Annotated in this window: 11 protein-coding genes and 1 pseudogene; 2 read left to right on the top strand and 10 right to left on the bottom strand. The window is 70.4% G+C overall.

Annotated features, from left to right (window positions below):
* Positions 1-19 precede the first annotated feature (19 nt).
* The 8 genes and pseudogenes from CH341_RS17340 to CH341_RS17300 form a co-directional block, all read right to left on the bottom strand.
* Positions 20-1240: an alpha-hydroxy acid oxidase gene (locus CH341_RS17340; RefSeq protein WP_170149670.1), complete on the bottom strand. Its 1221-nt coding sequence runs from the start codon at positions 1238-1240 to the stop codon at positions 20-22.
* Positions 1241-1599: 359 nt separating this feature from the next.
* A pseudogene (locus CH341_RS17330) lies at positions 1600-2970 on the bottom strand (3-hydroxyacyl-CoA dehydrogenase family protein); the annotation flags it as partial.
* Between the two features lie 61 nt (positions 2971-3031).
* Positions 3032-4363, bottom strand: coding sequence for an MFS transporter (locus CH341_RS17325; protein WP_111420254.1), 1332 nt, complete (start codon positions 4361-4363; stop codon positions 3032-3034).
* Between the two features lie 80 nt (positions 4364-4443).
* Positions 4444-5226, bottom strand: a complete 783-nt coding sequence (locus CH341_RS17320) for an enoyl-CoA hydratase-related protein (RefSeq protein ID WP_111420253.1) — start codon at positions 5224-5226, stop codon at positions 4444-4446.
* Between the two features lie 18 nt (positions 5227-5244).
* Entirely contained in the window at positions 5245-6081 is an 837-nt protein-coding gene (locus tag CH341_RS17315; RefSeq protein ID WP_245431114.1) for a crotonase/enoyl-CoA hydratase family protein, read from the bottom strand.
* A gap of 95 nt (positions 6082-6176) precedes the next feature.
* Positions 6177-6947 carry an SDR family NAD(P)-dependent oxidoreductase gene (locus tag CH341_RS17310; protein WP_210208405.1) on the bottom strand — a complete coding sequence of 257 codons (771 nt, stop codon included), beginning with the start codon at positions 6945-6947 and terminating at the stop codon, positions 6177-6179.
* Between the two features lie 86 nt (positions 6948-7033).
* Positions 7034-8212: a hypothetical protein gene (locus CH341_RS17305; RefSeq protein ID WP_111420251.1), complete on the bottom strand. Its 1179-nt coding sequence runs from the start codon at positions 8210-8212 to the stop codon at positions 7034-7036.
* Positions 8213-8221: 9 nt separating this feature from the next.
* Positions 8222-9118 carry a fumarylacetoacetate hydrolase family protein gene (locus CH341_RS17300; RefSeq protein ID WP_111420250.1) on the bottom strand — a complete coding sequence of 299 codons (897 nt, stop codon included), beginning with the start codon at positions 9116-9118 and terminating at the stop codon, positions 8222-8224.
* Between the two features lie 665 nt (positions 9119-9783).
* On the opposite strand from CH341_RS17300, the gene CH341_RS17295 reads away from it, so the two are divergent.
* A complete protein-coding gene (locus tag CH341_RS17295) occupies positions 9784-10716 on the top strand; it encodes a LysR family transcriptional regulator (RefSeq protein WP_111420249.1) in 933 nt (310 codons plus the stop codon).
* Here CH341_RS17295 and CH341_RS17290 read toward each other — a convergent pair.
* Positions 10661-11968 (bottom strand): MFS transporter, encoded by a 1308-nt coding sequence (locus tag CH341_RS17290; RefSeq protein ID WP_111420248.1) that lies wholly within the window; start codon positions 11966-11968, stop codon positions 10661-10663. The two genes, CH341_RS17295 and CH341_RS17290, sit on opposite strands and share 56 nt — an antisense overlap.
* A gap of 152 nt (positions 11969-12120) precedes the next feature.
* Between CH341_RS17290 and CH341_RS17285 the strand changes: the two genes are divergently transcribed.
* A complete protein-coding gene (locus CH341_RS17285; protein ID WP_111420247.1) occupies positions 12121-12672 on the top strand; it encodes a TetR/AcrR family transcriptional regulator in 552 nt (183 codons plus the stop codon).
* Between the two features lie 40 nt (positions 12673-12712).
* Here CH341_RS17285 and CH341_RS35930 read toward each other — a convergent pair whose 3' ends face one another.
* A complete protein-coding gene (locus CH341_RS35930) occupies positions 12713-13303 on the bottom strand; it encodes a septal ring lytic transglycosylase RlpA family protein (protein WP_245431113.1) in 591 nt (196 codons plus the stop codon).
* Between the last annotated feature and the right edge of the window lie 124 nt (positions 13304-13427).

Genomic DNA, 13427 nt, shown 5'->3' with positions numbered 1-13427 from the left:
CCGGCCGATGGTGCTTCGATCAGAGTTTCGCGGTCGCGCTCACGTATCGCGACGTGATCTTGTCGACGGAGGCGACCCCGGCGAGCTGCATGGTCATCACCAGCTCGGCGCGAAGCCGCTGGAACACGGCCTCGACGCCTTGGGCGCCGCCGAGTGCGAGCCCGTAGAGCAGCGGCCGGCCGATGCCGACCACCGACGCACCGAGCCCGATGGCCCGGAACACGTCCTGACCGCGCCGGATGCCGCTGTCGACGATGATCGGCGCCTTGCCGCCGACCGCATCGGCGATGCGCGGCAACACCGAGATGGTCGCCGGGGAGTGGTCGAGCTGGCGACCGCCGTGATTGGACACCCAGACGCCGGCGCAGCCGTGCGTCACGCACGCAGCCGCGAGATCCGGGGTGAGAACCCCCTTCACGATGACGGGCAGGCCGCTCTCCTTCTGGCAGAAGGCGACATCGTCGAAGGTGAGATCCTTCTTCTGCAGATCCGGATTCTGTCCGGCGAGCGCCGGCGACTTCGGCATGTTGCCGAAGCCGAGATGCGGCGGCGGCTTGAGGCCGAGCTTGGCGGCGCGCTCGCGATTGCCGAACGAGGTCGCGTCGACGGTCAGCACGATCGCCGTGTAGCCGGCGGCCTTGGCGCGCTGAAGCTGCTCGCGGGCGTAGCCCGGATCTTCAGGAAAATAGATCTGGAACCAGCGGGCGCCGCCGCCGACCGCCGCCGCGATGTCCTCCATCGACAGATTGGAGACCGAGGGGGTGACGTAGAGAGTGCCGGCCGCGGACGTGCCCTTGGCGGTTCCGGCTTCCTTGCCGGAATGGGCGAAGCCGTGCATGCCCATCGGCGAGGCGAGCACCGGCATCGACAGCTTCGCGCCCAGGATGGTCGTGGTCGGATCCGGCGCCTTCACGCCGGACAGGAAATTCGGCTCGATGACGAGCCGATCGAACGCCGCCTCGTTCTCGCGCAGCGTCCACTCGTCGCCGCTGCCCCCGGCGATGAAGTGGAAGCCGAACGGCGGCAGGACCTTCTCGGCCTGACGCTCGATGTCACGCAGGCTGATGACGTTGATCTTCTGTTCGGACGACGGTGCGACATAGGCGGCCGCGCCGGCATCGGCCTGCGCCGAAGGCCGGGCCGAGGTGTCGACCTGGGCGACCGTGGTGGTCGCGCCGGCGGCGACGGCGGTCGCCGCGAGTGTTCCGGTGAGCAGGAGGTCGCGTCGGTGTATCGTCAAGGAGCATTCCTCGTCAGCATGTCCGAGGCAGTCCGTCGGGGCCGAGGTCGCGGGGGTCGAGTCGGACCCGATCCGTCACGATGTCGGACGGCATCGTGTCGGCCGGTCTTCACGACGGAGCGGCCGCGGTCGCTCCCTGCTCTCGTTCGGGGGTCTTGCGCTGTCACGACGGTGATCCCGGGCGGGGCCGTCGGGCACGGTGCTGGCGGGCGTCGGTCACGAGCCGCGCGCCAGTGAGGCGATGCGATGCGGACGAGGCCCGCATCAGCACGAGATAGAGCGACGGTCCGTCGGCCGCCGGCGGTTGCGCCTGGCGCGCCGTCCGCGCGTCGCGGTGGAACGGCCGCTTCATCGCGTTTTCACTCCGGCGGCACGGCGTGCAGGTGCCCGTCGGCGCCGAGATACCGGTCGCCGTCGTAGAAGCGCTCGGCACCGGCGTCCTGCAGCACGGCCAGCATGCGGGGCAGCGGCCGGCCGTCGCGGGCGAGCCACGCGATCACCCGCTTCGGCCCGATGCGGTCCAACAGCTCGAACGGGCCCTTGGCCCAGGCGAAGCCCCAGCGCATGGCGCGGTCGACATTGACGATGTCGTCGGAGATGTCGGGGACCAGACCGGCCGCATAGAGCAGGGTGCCGCCCAGCACGTCGCGCACCAGCGCGCCGTCCGGCGTGTCGGCGAAGAACACCGTCTCCAGCGCGGTCGAGTCGCCCTCGAGCTTGATCTTCGTCGACGGCCCCCAGCTCCCGGCCTCGGGATCGAAGACCTCCTTGCGCTTGGAGCCGTCGGTGGCCTTCTGCATGCGATAGAAGCCGCCGCCGCTCTTGCGGCCGAGCTGGCCGCGCGCCAGCATCGCGGCCTCGGCCGCCGGCAGCGACGCGTAGGCGCGCCCCGCGTCGCCCGCCGGCAGCGTCTCGGCCAGGTTCTTGGCGATCGAGTCGATCACGTCGAGGCCGATCAGATCGACCAGCCCGTAGAGCGCCGTGCCCGGGAAGCCGACCGGGGCACCGAGCAGCGCGTCGATACGGTCGATGCTGGTGCCGGCGGCCCGGTGGGCGGCGCCGTGATGCAAGGCCGACAGGATGAAATAGAGGCCGATACGGTTGCCGATGAAGTTCGGCGTGTCCTTGGCCGTGACGATGCCCTTGCCGAGCGCGTCGTGCAGGAAGCCGGCGAGGCTGTCGCGCGCATCGGTGCGGGTGTCGGGGCCGGTGACGATCTCGAGCAGGCGCATCACCCGCACCGGATTGAAGAAGTGCGTCACCAGCATGTCGCGCTTGAGCCGCTCCGGCTGGCCGTCGACGATGGCGGAGAGCGGAATGCCCGACGTGTTGGTGGACACGATCGAGCCGTCGCGGCGCACCGGCTCGATGGCGGCCAGCACGGCGCGCTTGGCGTCCAGCGTCTCGATCACGGCCTCGCAGATCCAGTCGACCGCGGCGAGACGGGAGACGTCCTTCGCCATCGTGCCGACCGCGACCTTCTCGCGGAACAGCGTCGCCTCGGTGTCGTTCGCGGCGAGCGCCTCGACGCGCGCCTTGGCCTTTTCGGCGAAGGCGTCGGTCGCCTCCAGGAGCAGCACGTCGCAGCCGGCCGCCGCGCAGGCCGCGGCGATGCCGCTGCCCATGGTGCCGCCGCCGATCACGGCGACGGATCGGATGCCCGCCGCGGAAGTCTCAGTGGTCATGGTCGTCGTCCGGGTTCGCCGGCCGCGCATCGCGGCCGGGAGTGTCTGAGGAAAAGGAGCCGGGCGGCGCCCGGCTCCGCGACGCGTGGTGCGCCGCTTCCGCGTCTCAGTCCAGCACCTTCTTGGCCTTGTCCGGGGCCAGCAGCATGCCGACGAAGGCCATCGCGGCGATCGCCTCGAAGTAGAGGATCACGGGCGTGGTGCTGCCGCCGGCCTGGCCCATCAGCCAGGTCGCCACCAGCGGTGCCATGCCGCCGCCGAAGATGATGCCGAACTGCTTGCCGAGCGACGAGCCGGAGACCCGGATCTCGGTCGGGAACAGCTCCGCCGTGAAGGCCGCCTCGGGGGCGAACATCAGGCCGTGGATCAGGCCGATCGAGACCACCAGGCCGAGGATCAGCAGGAGCGGGTCCTTCATGGCGAGGATCTGGAAGAAGATCGGGAACCAGATCATGGCCAGCACGATGCCGAGGATCATGAACGGCTTGCGGCCGAACCGGTCGCTGTAGAAGGCGATCAGCGGCACCATCAGCATCTCGGCGATGTTGGCGAACATCGGACCCGAGGTGACCTGGGCCGGCGACATGCCGAGCGTCCTCACCGCGTAGCCGATGACGAACACGGTCGAGAGATACTGGAACGAGGAGTGGACCATGTTGGCGAGGCAGCCCAGCACGATCGCCTTCTTGTGCGACCGCAGCGCCGTGAGGATCGGCGCCTTCTGGGTTCCGACCTCGTCGTGCTTCTTCTTGAGGAGCAGCGACTCGTCGACCGAATGCCGGATGTAGGTGCCGATCACCACCAGCACGAAGCTGAACAGGAACGGGATGCGCCACACCCAGTCGATGAACAGATCCTTGCCGTAGGCGCCGCTCAGGATGGCGATCAGGCCGGAGGCGACGATGATGCCGATCGGGCCCGAGGCGTTCACCCAGGAGGCGAAGAAGCCGCGCCGCTTCTGCGGTGCGTTCTCCAGCGTCAGCGACACGGCGTTCATGTATTCGCCGCCGAAGGCGAAGCCCTGCATGAAGCGCAGGAAGACGAGCGCCACCGGTGCGAACAGGCCGGCCGAATCGTAGCGCGGCAGGCAGCCGATCAGGAACGAGGCGACGCCCATGATGACGAAGGTCATCATCAGCATCGCCTTGCGGCCGATCTTGTCGCCGTAGTGGCCGAACACCATGCCGCCGAGCGGCCGGGCCACGAAGCCGACCGCGAAGGTGGCGTAGACGGCCATCATGCTGGCGACCGAGTCCATCTTCGGGAAGAAGAAGTGATCGAACACGAGCGGCGCCGTGAAGGCATAGATGAAGAAGTCGTAGTGCTCGATCGCCGAGCCCAGCGACGACGCGACCACCAGCCGACGAAAGGCCGGGGTCGTCTTGGCGTCCGGTTCGGGCACGGCTCCGCCGCCCGCGGTCGCGGTTGTCTGTGACATCGCATCTACTCCGGTGGGGGTTCGGTTTTATCGGTCTTGCTTCGGGTGAAACCTCCTGGTCCTGCACCCGTTCGTCGTTCTCACCGCCGCGGGGTCTTCTTCCGGTCCAGGAAGGCCCGCATGCGCTGGGTCTTGTCCTCCGTGTCGAACATCAGCTGGAAGCCGGCGCGCTCGCTGCGCAGCCCGGCCGCGAGCGGCACGTTCATGCTCTCCAGCACCAGCTCCTTGGTCTTGCGCACCGCGAGCGGGGCGGCCCCGGCGATCAGCCCGGCGAGCCGCAGCGCCTCGTCCATCACGGCGGTGTCGTCGACCAGCCGGCTGACCAGGCCCATGGCCCGCGCCTCCTCGGCATCGACGATCTCGCCGGTGAGCATCAGCCGCATGGCGTTGAACTTGCCGACCGCGCGGGTCAGCCGCTGCGTCGCGCCACCGCCCGGCGTGATGCCGATCATCACCTCGGGCTGGCCGAACTTGGCCGAGCGGCCGGCGACGATGATGTCGGCATGCATAGCGAGCTCGCAGCCGCCGCCGAGCGCGAAGCCGACGACGGCGGCGATCACCGGCACGGGACAGTCCGCGATCGCGTCCCACAGCTTGCCCATGTCGCGCCCGATGATCTCGACCGGGGTGGCATCGACGTATTCGGAGAGATCGGCGCCGGCGCAGAACGCCTTGTCGTCGCCGGTCAGCACGATGCAGCGCAGCCCGGGCCGCGCCGCCAGATCCAGGAAGGCCGCCGCGAGGGCACGGCGCAGCGCGAGATTGAGGGCGTTGCGCACCTCGGGGCGGTTGATGCGCACGATCGCGACGGCGTCGGACGGCGTCTCGACCAGCAACAGGGGGGCGTCGGAACCGGTGGTCATGCGCTCTCTCGTTCGTCCTCAGCGTCCCTTGAAGGTGGGGCGCCGCTTCTCCAGCAGCGCCGAGACGGCCTCGGCATGGTCCTCGGTGCCGTGGGCCAGCGCCTGGTAGGCGGCCGCCATCTCCAGCACCGTGTCGAGCCGCGCGATCTGGGATTCGCGCAGCAGTCGCTTGCTCCAGCGCAGCGCGTGCGGCGGGTTGGCGGCGATGCGGGCGGCCAGCTCCAGGGCGACCGTCATCAGCTGGTCGTGCGGCACGACGCGCGACACGAGGCCGAGCTCGCGCGCCTCGTCGGCGTCGATCGGGTCGCCCGTGAAGGCCATCTCGGCGGCGCGCGCGTAACCGATGGCGCGCGGCAGCAGCCAGGAGCCGCCGTCGCCCGGGACGATGCCGACCTTGACGAAGCTCTCGGCGAACACGGCGCGGTCGGAGGCGATGCGGATGTCGCACATGCAGGCGAGGTCGCAGCCCGCCCCGATGGCGGGGCCGTTGACGGCCGCGATGGCCGGCACGTCGAGCTTCCAGAACGCCATCGGGATGCGCTGGATGCCGGTGCGGTACTGCTCGGCGATCTGCTCCGGCGCGCCGCCGAACATGCCCTTGCGGCCGTGCATGTCGTGCACGTTGCCGCCCGACGAGAAGGCCTTGCCGTCGCCCGTGACGACGACGCAGCGGACGTCGAGATCGTCGTTGGCGGTGCGGACCGCGTCCTCGATCGCCCGGTAGAACCGCTCGCCCGACAGCGCGTTGCGGGTCCCCGGATCCTTGATCTTCAGGAGCATCACGTGGTTGCTCCTCGACACTTCGAGCGTCGCAGTCATGGTCGCGCCTTTCGGAGTTGCGGTGATCTGATCCATCTTATCCGCTCCGCGTGTGCGCGTCCTCGTTGCATCGGAGGCGGCGGGCCGCCGCGTGGGAGGTGGCGGCGGCCCGGCCCCGATGCGGCGCCGGCTCAGGCGCCGACCATCGCCAGACCGCCGTTCGCCAGCAGGAACTGGCCGGTCATGTGCTTGGAGTCGTCGCCCGCCAGGAACATGACGGGCCCGACCATGTCCTCGGGGGTGGCGATGCGGGCCAGCGGGGTCTGCCGCAGCACCTCCTCGCGACGACCGTGCTGCCAGTCGTAGCGGTTCTTCAGCGCCTCGGTCTCCATGAAGGCGGCGCCCAGCGTGTTGACCCGCACCAGCGGGGCGAGCGCCCGGGCATAGGACTTGGTGAGCCCGATGACGCCGTACTTGGCGGCGGCGTATTGCGGGGCGCGGGGCGAGCCGGCGATCACCACCTGCGAGCCGATGTTGACGATCGTGCCGCCGACGCCCGAGTCGAGCATGCGCGCGCCGATCTCGTGGATCATGAACATGGTGCCCATGATGTCCACCTTGAGCGTGTGCTCGATCACCTTCTCGTCGAACTCGCGCCAGGACTTCTGGTCCAGCGCCATGTCGCCGACATTGTTGACCAGCACGTCGCAGCCGCCGAACTCGCCGAAGCAGGTCTCGGCGATCTTCAGCACGTCGGCGTGCGAGGCGATGTCGCCCTTCACCGTGATGGCCTTGCGGCCGCGCTTGCGGATCTCCGCCGCAACCTCCTCGGCGCCCTTGGCGGAGGAGTTGTAGTGGACGACGACGTCGGCGCCCTCGTCGGCGAAGCCCAGCGCCAGCGAGGCGCCGAAGCCGCGGCCCGAGCCCGTCACGAGCACCTTCTTGTCCTGGAAACGACCCATCTCAGTCATCCTTTGTCAGGCGTGAAGTCCCGGCCCCGGCCGCCCGCGGCGGCCGGGTCGCAATCGCGGCGCGAGGCGCCGGCCGCTCAGCCGAGGCGCTTCACCAGTTCGACGAATTCCGCGTCGGTCACGAGACCGCGCTTCTGCAGGGCGAGCTTCTTGACCTCGGCGAGCAGCAGCGGGACGGCGTTGTCGCCGGCCTTCAGACCGAGCTCCTCGCATTTCAGCGTGATCGAGGCGGCGCCGCTCTTCTTGCCGAGCACGATGCCGCGCGGCGTGTCGAGCAGCGAGGCGGCGTAGGGCTCGATCGCGTGCGGCAGGTGGAACTGGGCCGCCACCGCACCGGTCTCGCGAACGAACAGGTTCTCGCCGACCACCGGCTTCCACGGCTCCAGCCCGTAACGGGCGATCTGCCGCAGCCGCTCGGACGCCTTGCGGACGCGGTCGAGCTTGATGCCGGTGTCGATGCCGTAGAGCAGCTCCAGCGCCAGCGCGATCTCGGGGATGTTGGCGTTGCCGCCGCGCTCGCCGATCCCGTCGACCGTGCCGTGGATCCACGACGCGCCGGCGTCGATCGCCGCCACCGCGCTCGCCGTGGCGAGCCCGAAGTCGTTGTGGCCGTGGTAGTGGATCGGCACGCCCGCACCGACCCAGCCGCGCGCCTTGCCGATCAGGAACGACACCGCTTCGGGAGTGGCGATGCCGAGCGTGTCGACGACCGCGATCTCCTTGGCACCGACGTCGAGCGCGGTCTTGTAGACGTGCTCGAAGAAGCCGAGATCGGCACGCGTCGAGTCGACGCCGAAGAAGCAGACATTGATGCCGTTCTCGGTGGCGAACGACACCGCCTTCTTGATCCGGTCCAGCACCTTCTCGCGGGTGACCTCGAGCGCGGCGAGCTTGGGATCGGAGATCGGCGCCTCGATGACGCAGTGCTTCAGGCCGAGCTCGATCACGGCGGCGACGTCGTCGACCAGCGCGCGGGAGAAGCCCCAGACCTCGGCCTTCAGGCCGGCCTGGGAGATCGCCCGGATCGCCTCCTTGTCCTCGTCCGAGACGCGCGGGAAGCCGGCCTCGATGCGGCCGACGCCCAGGCCGTCGACCATCCTGGCGATCTCGAGCTTCTGCTCGGGATCGAAGGCGGCGCCGACGGCCTGCTCGCCGTCACGCAGCGTGGTGTCGTAGAAGCCGGCGCTCCGCTTGACGCGCCCTTCGAGGGCGACGTCGTTGAGCGTGCCCGACCAGACCTTGGTGCGATCGATCATGACGTCTCCTCAGAAGCCCTGCCACGCCGGCGCGTCGACGCCGTAGGCGTCCTTCCACGAGATCACCTTGTTGCGCAGCACGCCGATCTTCTCGATCTCGGCCTCCATCACGTCGCCCGGCTTAAGATACCAGGCCTCCGGATCGGCGCTGAACGCCGCCACGCCCGACACCGTGCCGGTGGTGAGGATGTCGCCGGCGTTGTAGCCGAGCGGCGAGAACTTGGAGAGCAGCTGCGGGATCGTCACCGACATGTGGCTCGAATTCGAGATCTGGCGTTTCTCGCCGTTCACCCGCAGCTCGAGGTTCAGATTGTACGGATCCGGAATCTCGTCCGGCGTCACGATCCACGGACCGAACGGGCAGAACGTGTCGATCGACTTGGAGAAGCAGAAGTTGGCCGACTCCATCTCGCGGCGCTGGATGTCGCGCGCCGTGATGTCGTTGAAGATCACATAGCCGCCGATGTAGTCGGACGCTTCCTTCTCGGTGAAGAACTTGCCCGGCTTGGCCAGCACGACGCAGAGCTCGAGCTCGTAGTCGAGGCACTTGGTCAGGTGCTCCGGGTAGACCACCGGATCCTCGGGACCGATCACGGCGTCGACGTTCTGGAAGAACACGATCCACGGCTTGATCGCCGCGACCCAGTTGGAGCGGTCGCCCTCGTGGGCGTGCTCGGCGTAGTTGCCGGCGGTGTGGAAGATCTTCTTCGGCTGGATCGGCGCGCACAGCTTGACGTCGGCGAGCTTGAAGCGGCGCGAGGTGAGGCGCTTCTCGGCCTGCTCCTTCACCGGGGTGCCGAGCGCGAAAAGCGTGCGCATGTCCGGCACGTCGATCACGACGATCTCGTTGCCGTCGACGGCGCCGACCAGTTGCTCGGTCCCGACCGTGAATGTGGCTAGCTTCATGCTTCGTCTCCTGTGCAGGCGTTTCCGGTGTGTCCCCCGACCCGCCGACCGTGGGGGTCGCGGTGGCCGCTGGGGGCGGCCTTCGTCGGTGGCTCGCCGACTGATTGGAAAGTCGCTCGATGCATCCGACCTCCGGGGGTGTGAGGTCGTCGTCGGGGCGCAGATTAGGTGCGCGGTGCGACGAAGGTCCAATACGGAGTTTTGGGAAGGCTATCGGGCGCCATTATGTGTCTCTGAGCCGCAATCCTCGGGGCAGCGGCGCACCCGGCCCGCGACGCCGCGAGAGCCGCCGCATATTGCGGCAGCGCCGATCCGGCCCCAGCGAGATGCCGGGACGCGATCCGCCTGTGCCGCAGCGCATTGGCGGCCGGATGCGAAAACTCTGGGCAGTTTTTCCGCGCCCCCTCGCGCGCCCCCCGACCCCTGCCGGTTCGCTGCGGCGTCCGTCACCGGCGCGGCAGGTGTCCATGCGCCGGCGGCGCGGCTGACCCGCGATCGGCCGGCGGAGCGCGTCTGCGGGCGTGAGGCACGGGGCGGCAGCAACCCGCGAGGGTCGGGCGAACCGCAGGCCGCCGGCCCTTCGCCCGGCCGGCGAAGGGTGTTAGGCTCCGGCCGCCATCGAGCGGGCCGGCGATCCGGCGACCGCGGACAGGACGACATCCCGCATGAAGATCGAACCGCGCCGGCTGCTAGAACTGTTGGCCGTGGCGCGGCACGGGTCGATCAGCGGCGCCGCCGAAGCCGTCAACATGTCCCAGCCGGCGCTCTCCCAGAGCATCGCGCTGCTGGAGCGCGAGGTCGGCGTCAAGGTGCTGGAGCGCGGCCGCCAGGGAGCGCGGCTGAACGACTTCGGCGACGCGCTGGTGTTCTATGCGCAGGCGCTCGAATCGCTGCTCGGCCGGGCCGGCGAGGAGATCCGCATGCGGGCTCTCGGGCTGGAGGGCACCCTGTCGATCGGCATCACCCCGGTGACGGCCGTCGATCTGGTACCGCGCTGCATCGAGGTGATGCTGCGCGACACGCCCCACATCGCGATCTCGGTGGTCGACGGGCTCGACCAGGAGATCACCGAGATGCTGCGCACCCGCCAGCTCGACCTGCTGGTGCGGCGGCTCGGCATCGCGCCGCAATACACCGATATCGAGGAGGAGGCGCTGTTCGGGGTGGACTGGTCGCTGATCACGGCGCCCGATCACCCGCTGGCGGCGCGCAGCTCGGTGCGGCTGAGCGAGCTCGCCGACGTTCAATGGGTGCTGCCGGCCGGCGGCAGCGCCTTCCGCCAGCAGATGGAGCTGGTGTTCGCCTCGGTCGGCCAGACCTGGCCGGCGCGCGGCATCAGCACCAACTCGATCCTGGCGATCAAGTCGATCGTGATGAACTCGGCCTGCGTCTCGGTGATCTCGCCCCGGCTGGTCGAGGTCGAGGCGTCGGCCGGACGCCTGAAGGTCGTGCCGCTCGCCGACATCGGGCCACCCCGTCCGGTCGGGCTGGTGTGGCGGCGCGGCGAGAAGCTGTCGCCCGTGGCGGCGCGCTTCGCCAAGATCATTCGGACGGTGGCTCAGGCGGACGAGGACGCGGCGGCGTCCGCGGTGCGCTGAGCGGCGCCGGCACGAGACGCGGCAGCAGTGCGCCGGCGAGCGTCACCAGGGTCAGGGCCAGCAGAGCGCTGCCGTAGACGTCCGCCGTCGGCACCAGGCCGCGCGACCGGACGGCGAGCCCGGCGGCGATCGCCGGCAGGCTCATGGCGAGATAGCTCTGCACGAAATAGGTCGACATCAGGCCGGCCCGCTCGGCCGGCGCGGCGGTCGGCAGCAGGTTGCGCAGCACGCCCAGGAACGCCCCGCCCCAGCCGAAGCCCGCCACCGCGGTGCCGACGAGCAGGATCCACAGCCGGTGGGCATGCACGCCGGACAGGACGACCGCCAGGCCGACCGCCAGCACGCTCGCGCCGACCGTCAGGATCACGCCGGCCGACCGGCCGCGCAGCACCAGGATTCCGGCGGCGCCGGCGACCGTCAGCACGGCGACGGCGATGCCGCCCGTGAGGGCCGCGGTCGCCCCGGTGGCGTCGCGCAGCAGCGACGGCATCAGCGACAGGTAGAAGCCGCCGAGGGCCCAGGTGGCGACGTTGACGGGCGTCACGGCGCGCAGCACGGCGCGCGCCTGCGGCGGCGCGGACAGCCGCGGGCGCAGCCGCCGGGACAGGTCCGCGAGCTCGATGCGGGCCGGCGAGGCGTGCGTCTCGGGCATCCGCAGCACCAGCACGGCCTCGATCGCCAGGGCGGCCATCAGCAGCATGTAGACGAGCCGCATCGGCCACGGCGCGTAGTCGACCAGCGCACCGGCCCCGAGCGCGCCGACCCCCATGCCGAGCGGCAGGACGAGACTGTTGACCAGGGCCCCGTGCGTCGGCTCGACGTCGAGCAGCGCGGCGCCGAGCGCACCGGTCGCCGCCCCGGTGGCGAAGCCCTGGACGATGCGGGCGGCGAACAGCACCGCGGTGTCGTCGGCGACCATGAACAGCGACACGGCGACGGCCTGGATCAGCAGCGCGGCCAGGATCACGGGGCGGCGGCCGATGCGGTCCGACATCGTGCCGACCGTGAGCAAGGCGAGCAGCAGGGCGAAGGCATAGACGGCATAGACCAGGGTCAGGACCGCCGGCGAAAAGCCCCACGCCTCCTGATAGACCCGATACAGCGGCGTCGGCGCACTGGCGCCGGCCACGAAGGTCAACAGCGTCGCCGCGACCAGGACGGCGATCGGACGGGTCGACCGCGGTTCAAGGGAGGCGTCGGCGTCGGGGGCGGCGTCGGAGGAGCGGGACCGCTCCGGGGGCAGAGTGGACATGGAGGGCTCCGGGGCTAATGCAAAATCGTTGCGTTAGCCCCATATGGAGTGCGGACGCCTAGCGGCAACCCACTAACGCGAATATTTTGCGTTAGTGGCGCGGGCGATCCGGCCGGGTCGGCCAGGGCGATGCGAGCACGGGAGATTTCGGCGTGAAGGAGAGTCTGCGGCCGGGCGGGCGGAGTGCCAGGGTGCAGGCGGCCGTCCACGCGGCGGTCCGCGACCTGCTGCGGGATCGCGCCCGCTCCGAGCTGACCATCCCGGCGATCGCGACGCGGGCCGGCGTGACGCCATCGACGCTCTACCGCCGCTGGGGAAGCCTGCAGGATCTTCTCGCCGACGTCGCGGTCGAGCGAATGCGGCCGGAGGGCGACCCGGACGACACCGGCTCGGTGCGGGGCGACCTGGAAGAGTGGCTGGAGCAGTATATCGAGGAAATGACCTCGGTGCCGGGGCGCGCCATGACGCGCGACGTGCTCGGCTGCACCGGGGCGGCGCCGCGGCAATGCGCGGCGTTCCTGCGCCGTCAGATCGAGGTGATCGCGGCCCGCGGGGCGGCGCGCGGCGAGCCCGCCCTCGACGTCGACGCCGTGGTCGACCTGGTCGTGGCGCCGGTGATGTACCGGCTGCTGTTCGACACGGCGCCGGTCGATCCGGCCTGGTGGCGCGGCCTGCTGGCCCGCGTGGTCCCGCCGGCCGGCTGAGCCGCGCGGCGGCACGGCCGCTGCCACGAACGGCGCAGCGTCACAGCAGGCAGAGCGTGCCGGTGCCCTGCAGGCCGATGGCGCGGGCGGCGCCGCGGCTGATGTCGATGTGCAGGCCGGGCGTGTAGGGGCCGCGATCGTTGACCACCACCTCGACGGAACGGCCGGTGCGCGGATTGTGCACGGTGAGCCTGGTGCCGAACGGCAGCGTGCGGTGGGCCGCCGTGAAGCCGTCCGGATCGAAGCGCTGGCCGCTCGCCGTCTTGGTGCCCTGCCAGTAGAAGGCGGAGCGCACCAGCTTGCCCTCGCCGCAGGCCGAGGCGGTCGCCGCGACGGGCGGCCGGGCCCGCGGCAGCGGCACGGCGGGCGGTGTCAGCGACGCCAGGCGCTCCATCGGCGACGCGGCCGGACGCGGGCGCGGCACCGGCACGGTGCCGGGCGGTGTCGCCACGACCGGTGTCGCCACGGCCCGTGTCCCAACGACCAGGCGATCGCCCTTGGTGACGCCGGCCGAAACGCTCTCGATGTCGGGATTGTCGTTCGCGCCGGCGGGAAGAGGCGCAAAGCCTCCCCAAAAACCGGCCCAGGCGATCGCGCACACCAGAGGTGCACGCCGGATCTGCGCGCGCATGCTCGTGCCCCCGACCGGCCCGTTCGGGCCGATCTCCCCACGGAACGCCGGCCGAAGACGCCGGGTTCCGGTTCGACGCCGCCGGCCGTTTCGGCCGGCCTCGTGCGGCCGGTTCGCGGCCGCT

It is taken from the genome of Rhodoplanes roseus, assembly GCF_003258865.1.
Taxonomy (GTDB): Bacteria; Pseudomonadota; Alphaproteobacteria; order Rhizobiales; family Xanthobacteraceae; genus Rhodoplanes; species Rhodoplanes roseus.
The sequence above is the reverse complement of the archived record's forward strand: the minus strand, read 5'-3'. Positions and strand labels throughout refer to the sequence as shown.

What these genes read in the sequence shown, in the direction of transcription:
- CH341_RS17295 (WP_111420249.1), top strand. Translation starts at nt 9,784, where the DNA reads ATGAAGATCGAACCGCGCCGGCTGCTAGAACTGTTGGCCGTGGCGCGG.
- CH341_RS17315 (WP_245431114.1), bottom strand. Translation starts at nt 6,081, where the DNA reads ATGGATCAGATCACCGCAACTCCGAAAGGCGCGACCATGACTGCGACG.
- CH341_RS17325 (WP_111420254.1), bottom strand. Translation starts at nt 4,363, where the DNA reads ATGTCACAGACAACCGCGACCGCGGGCGGCGGAGCCGTGCCCGAACCG.
- CH341_RS35930 (WP_245431113.1), bottom strand. Translation starts at nt 13,303, where the DNA reads ATGCGCGCGCAGATCCGGCGTGCACCTCTGGTGTGCGCGATCGCCTGG.
- CH341_RS17320 (WP_111420253.1), bottom strand. Translation starts at nt 5,226, where the DNA reads ATGACCACCGGTTCCGACGCCCCCCTGTTGCTGGTCGAGACGCCGTCC.
- CH341_RS17300 (WP_111420250.1), bottom strand. Translation starts at nt 9,118, where the DNA reads ATGAAGCTAGCCACATTCACGGTCGGGACCGAGCAACTGGTCGGCGCC.
- CH341_RS17305 (WP_111420251.1), bottom strand. Translation starts at nt 8,212, where the DNA reads ATGATCGATCGCACCAAGGTCTGGTCGGGCACGCTCAACGACGTCGCC.
- CH341_RS17310 (WP_210208405.1), bottom strand. Translation starts at nt 6,947, where the DNA reads ATGGGTCGTTTCCAGGACAAGAAGGTGCTCGTGACGGGCTCGGGCCGC.
- CH341_RS17290 (WP_111420248.1), bottom strand. Translation starts at nt 11,968, where the DNA reads ATGTCCACTCTGCCCCCGGAGCGGTCCCGCTCCTCCGACGCCGCCCCC.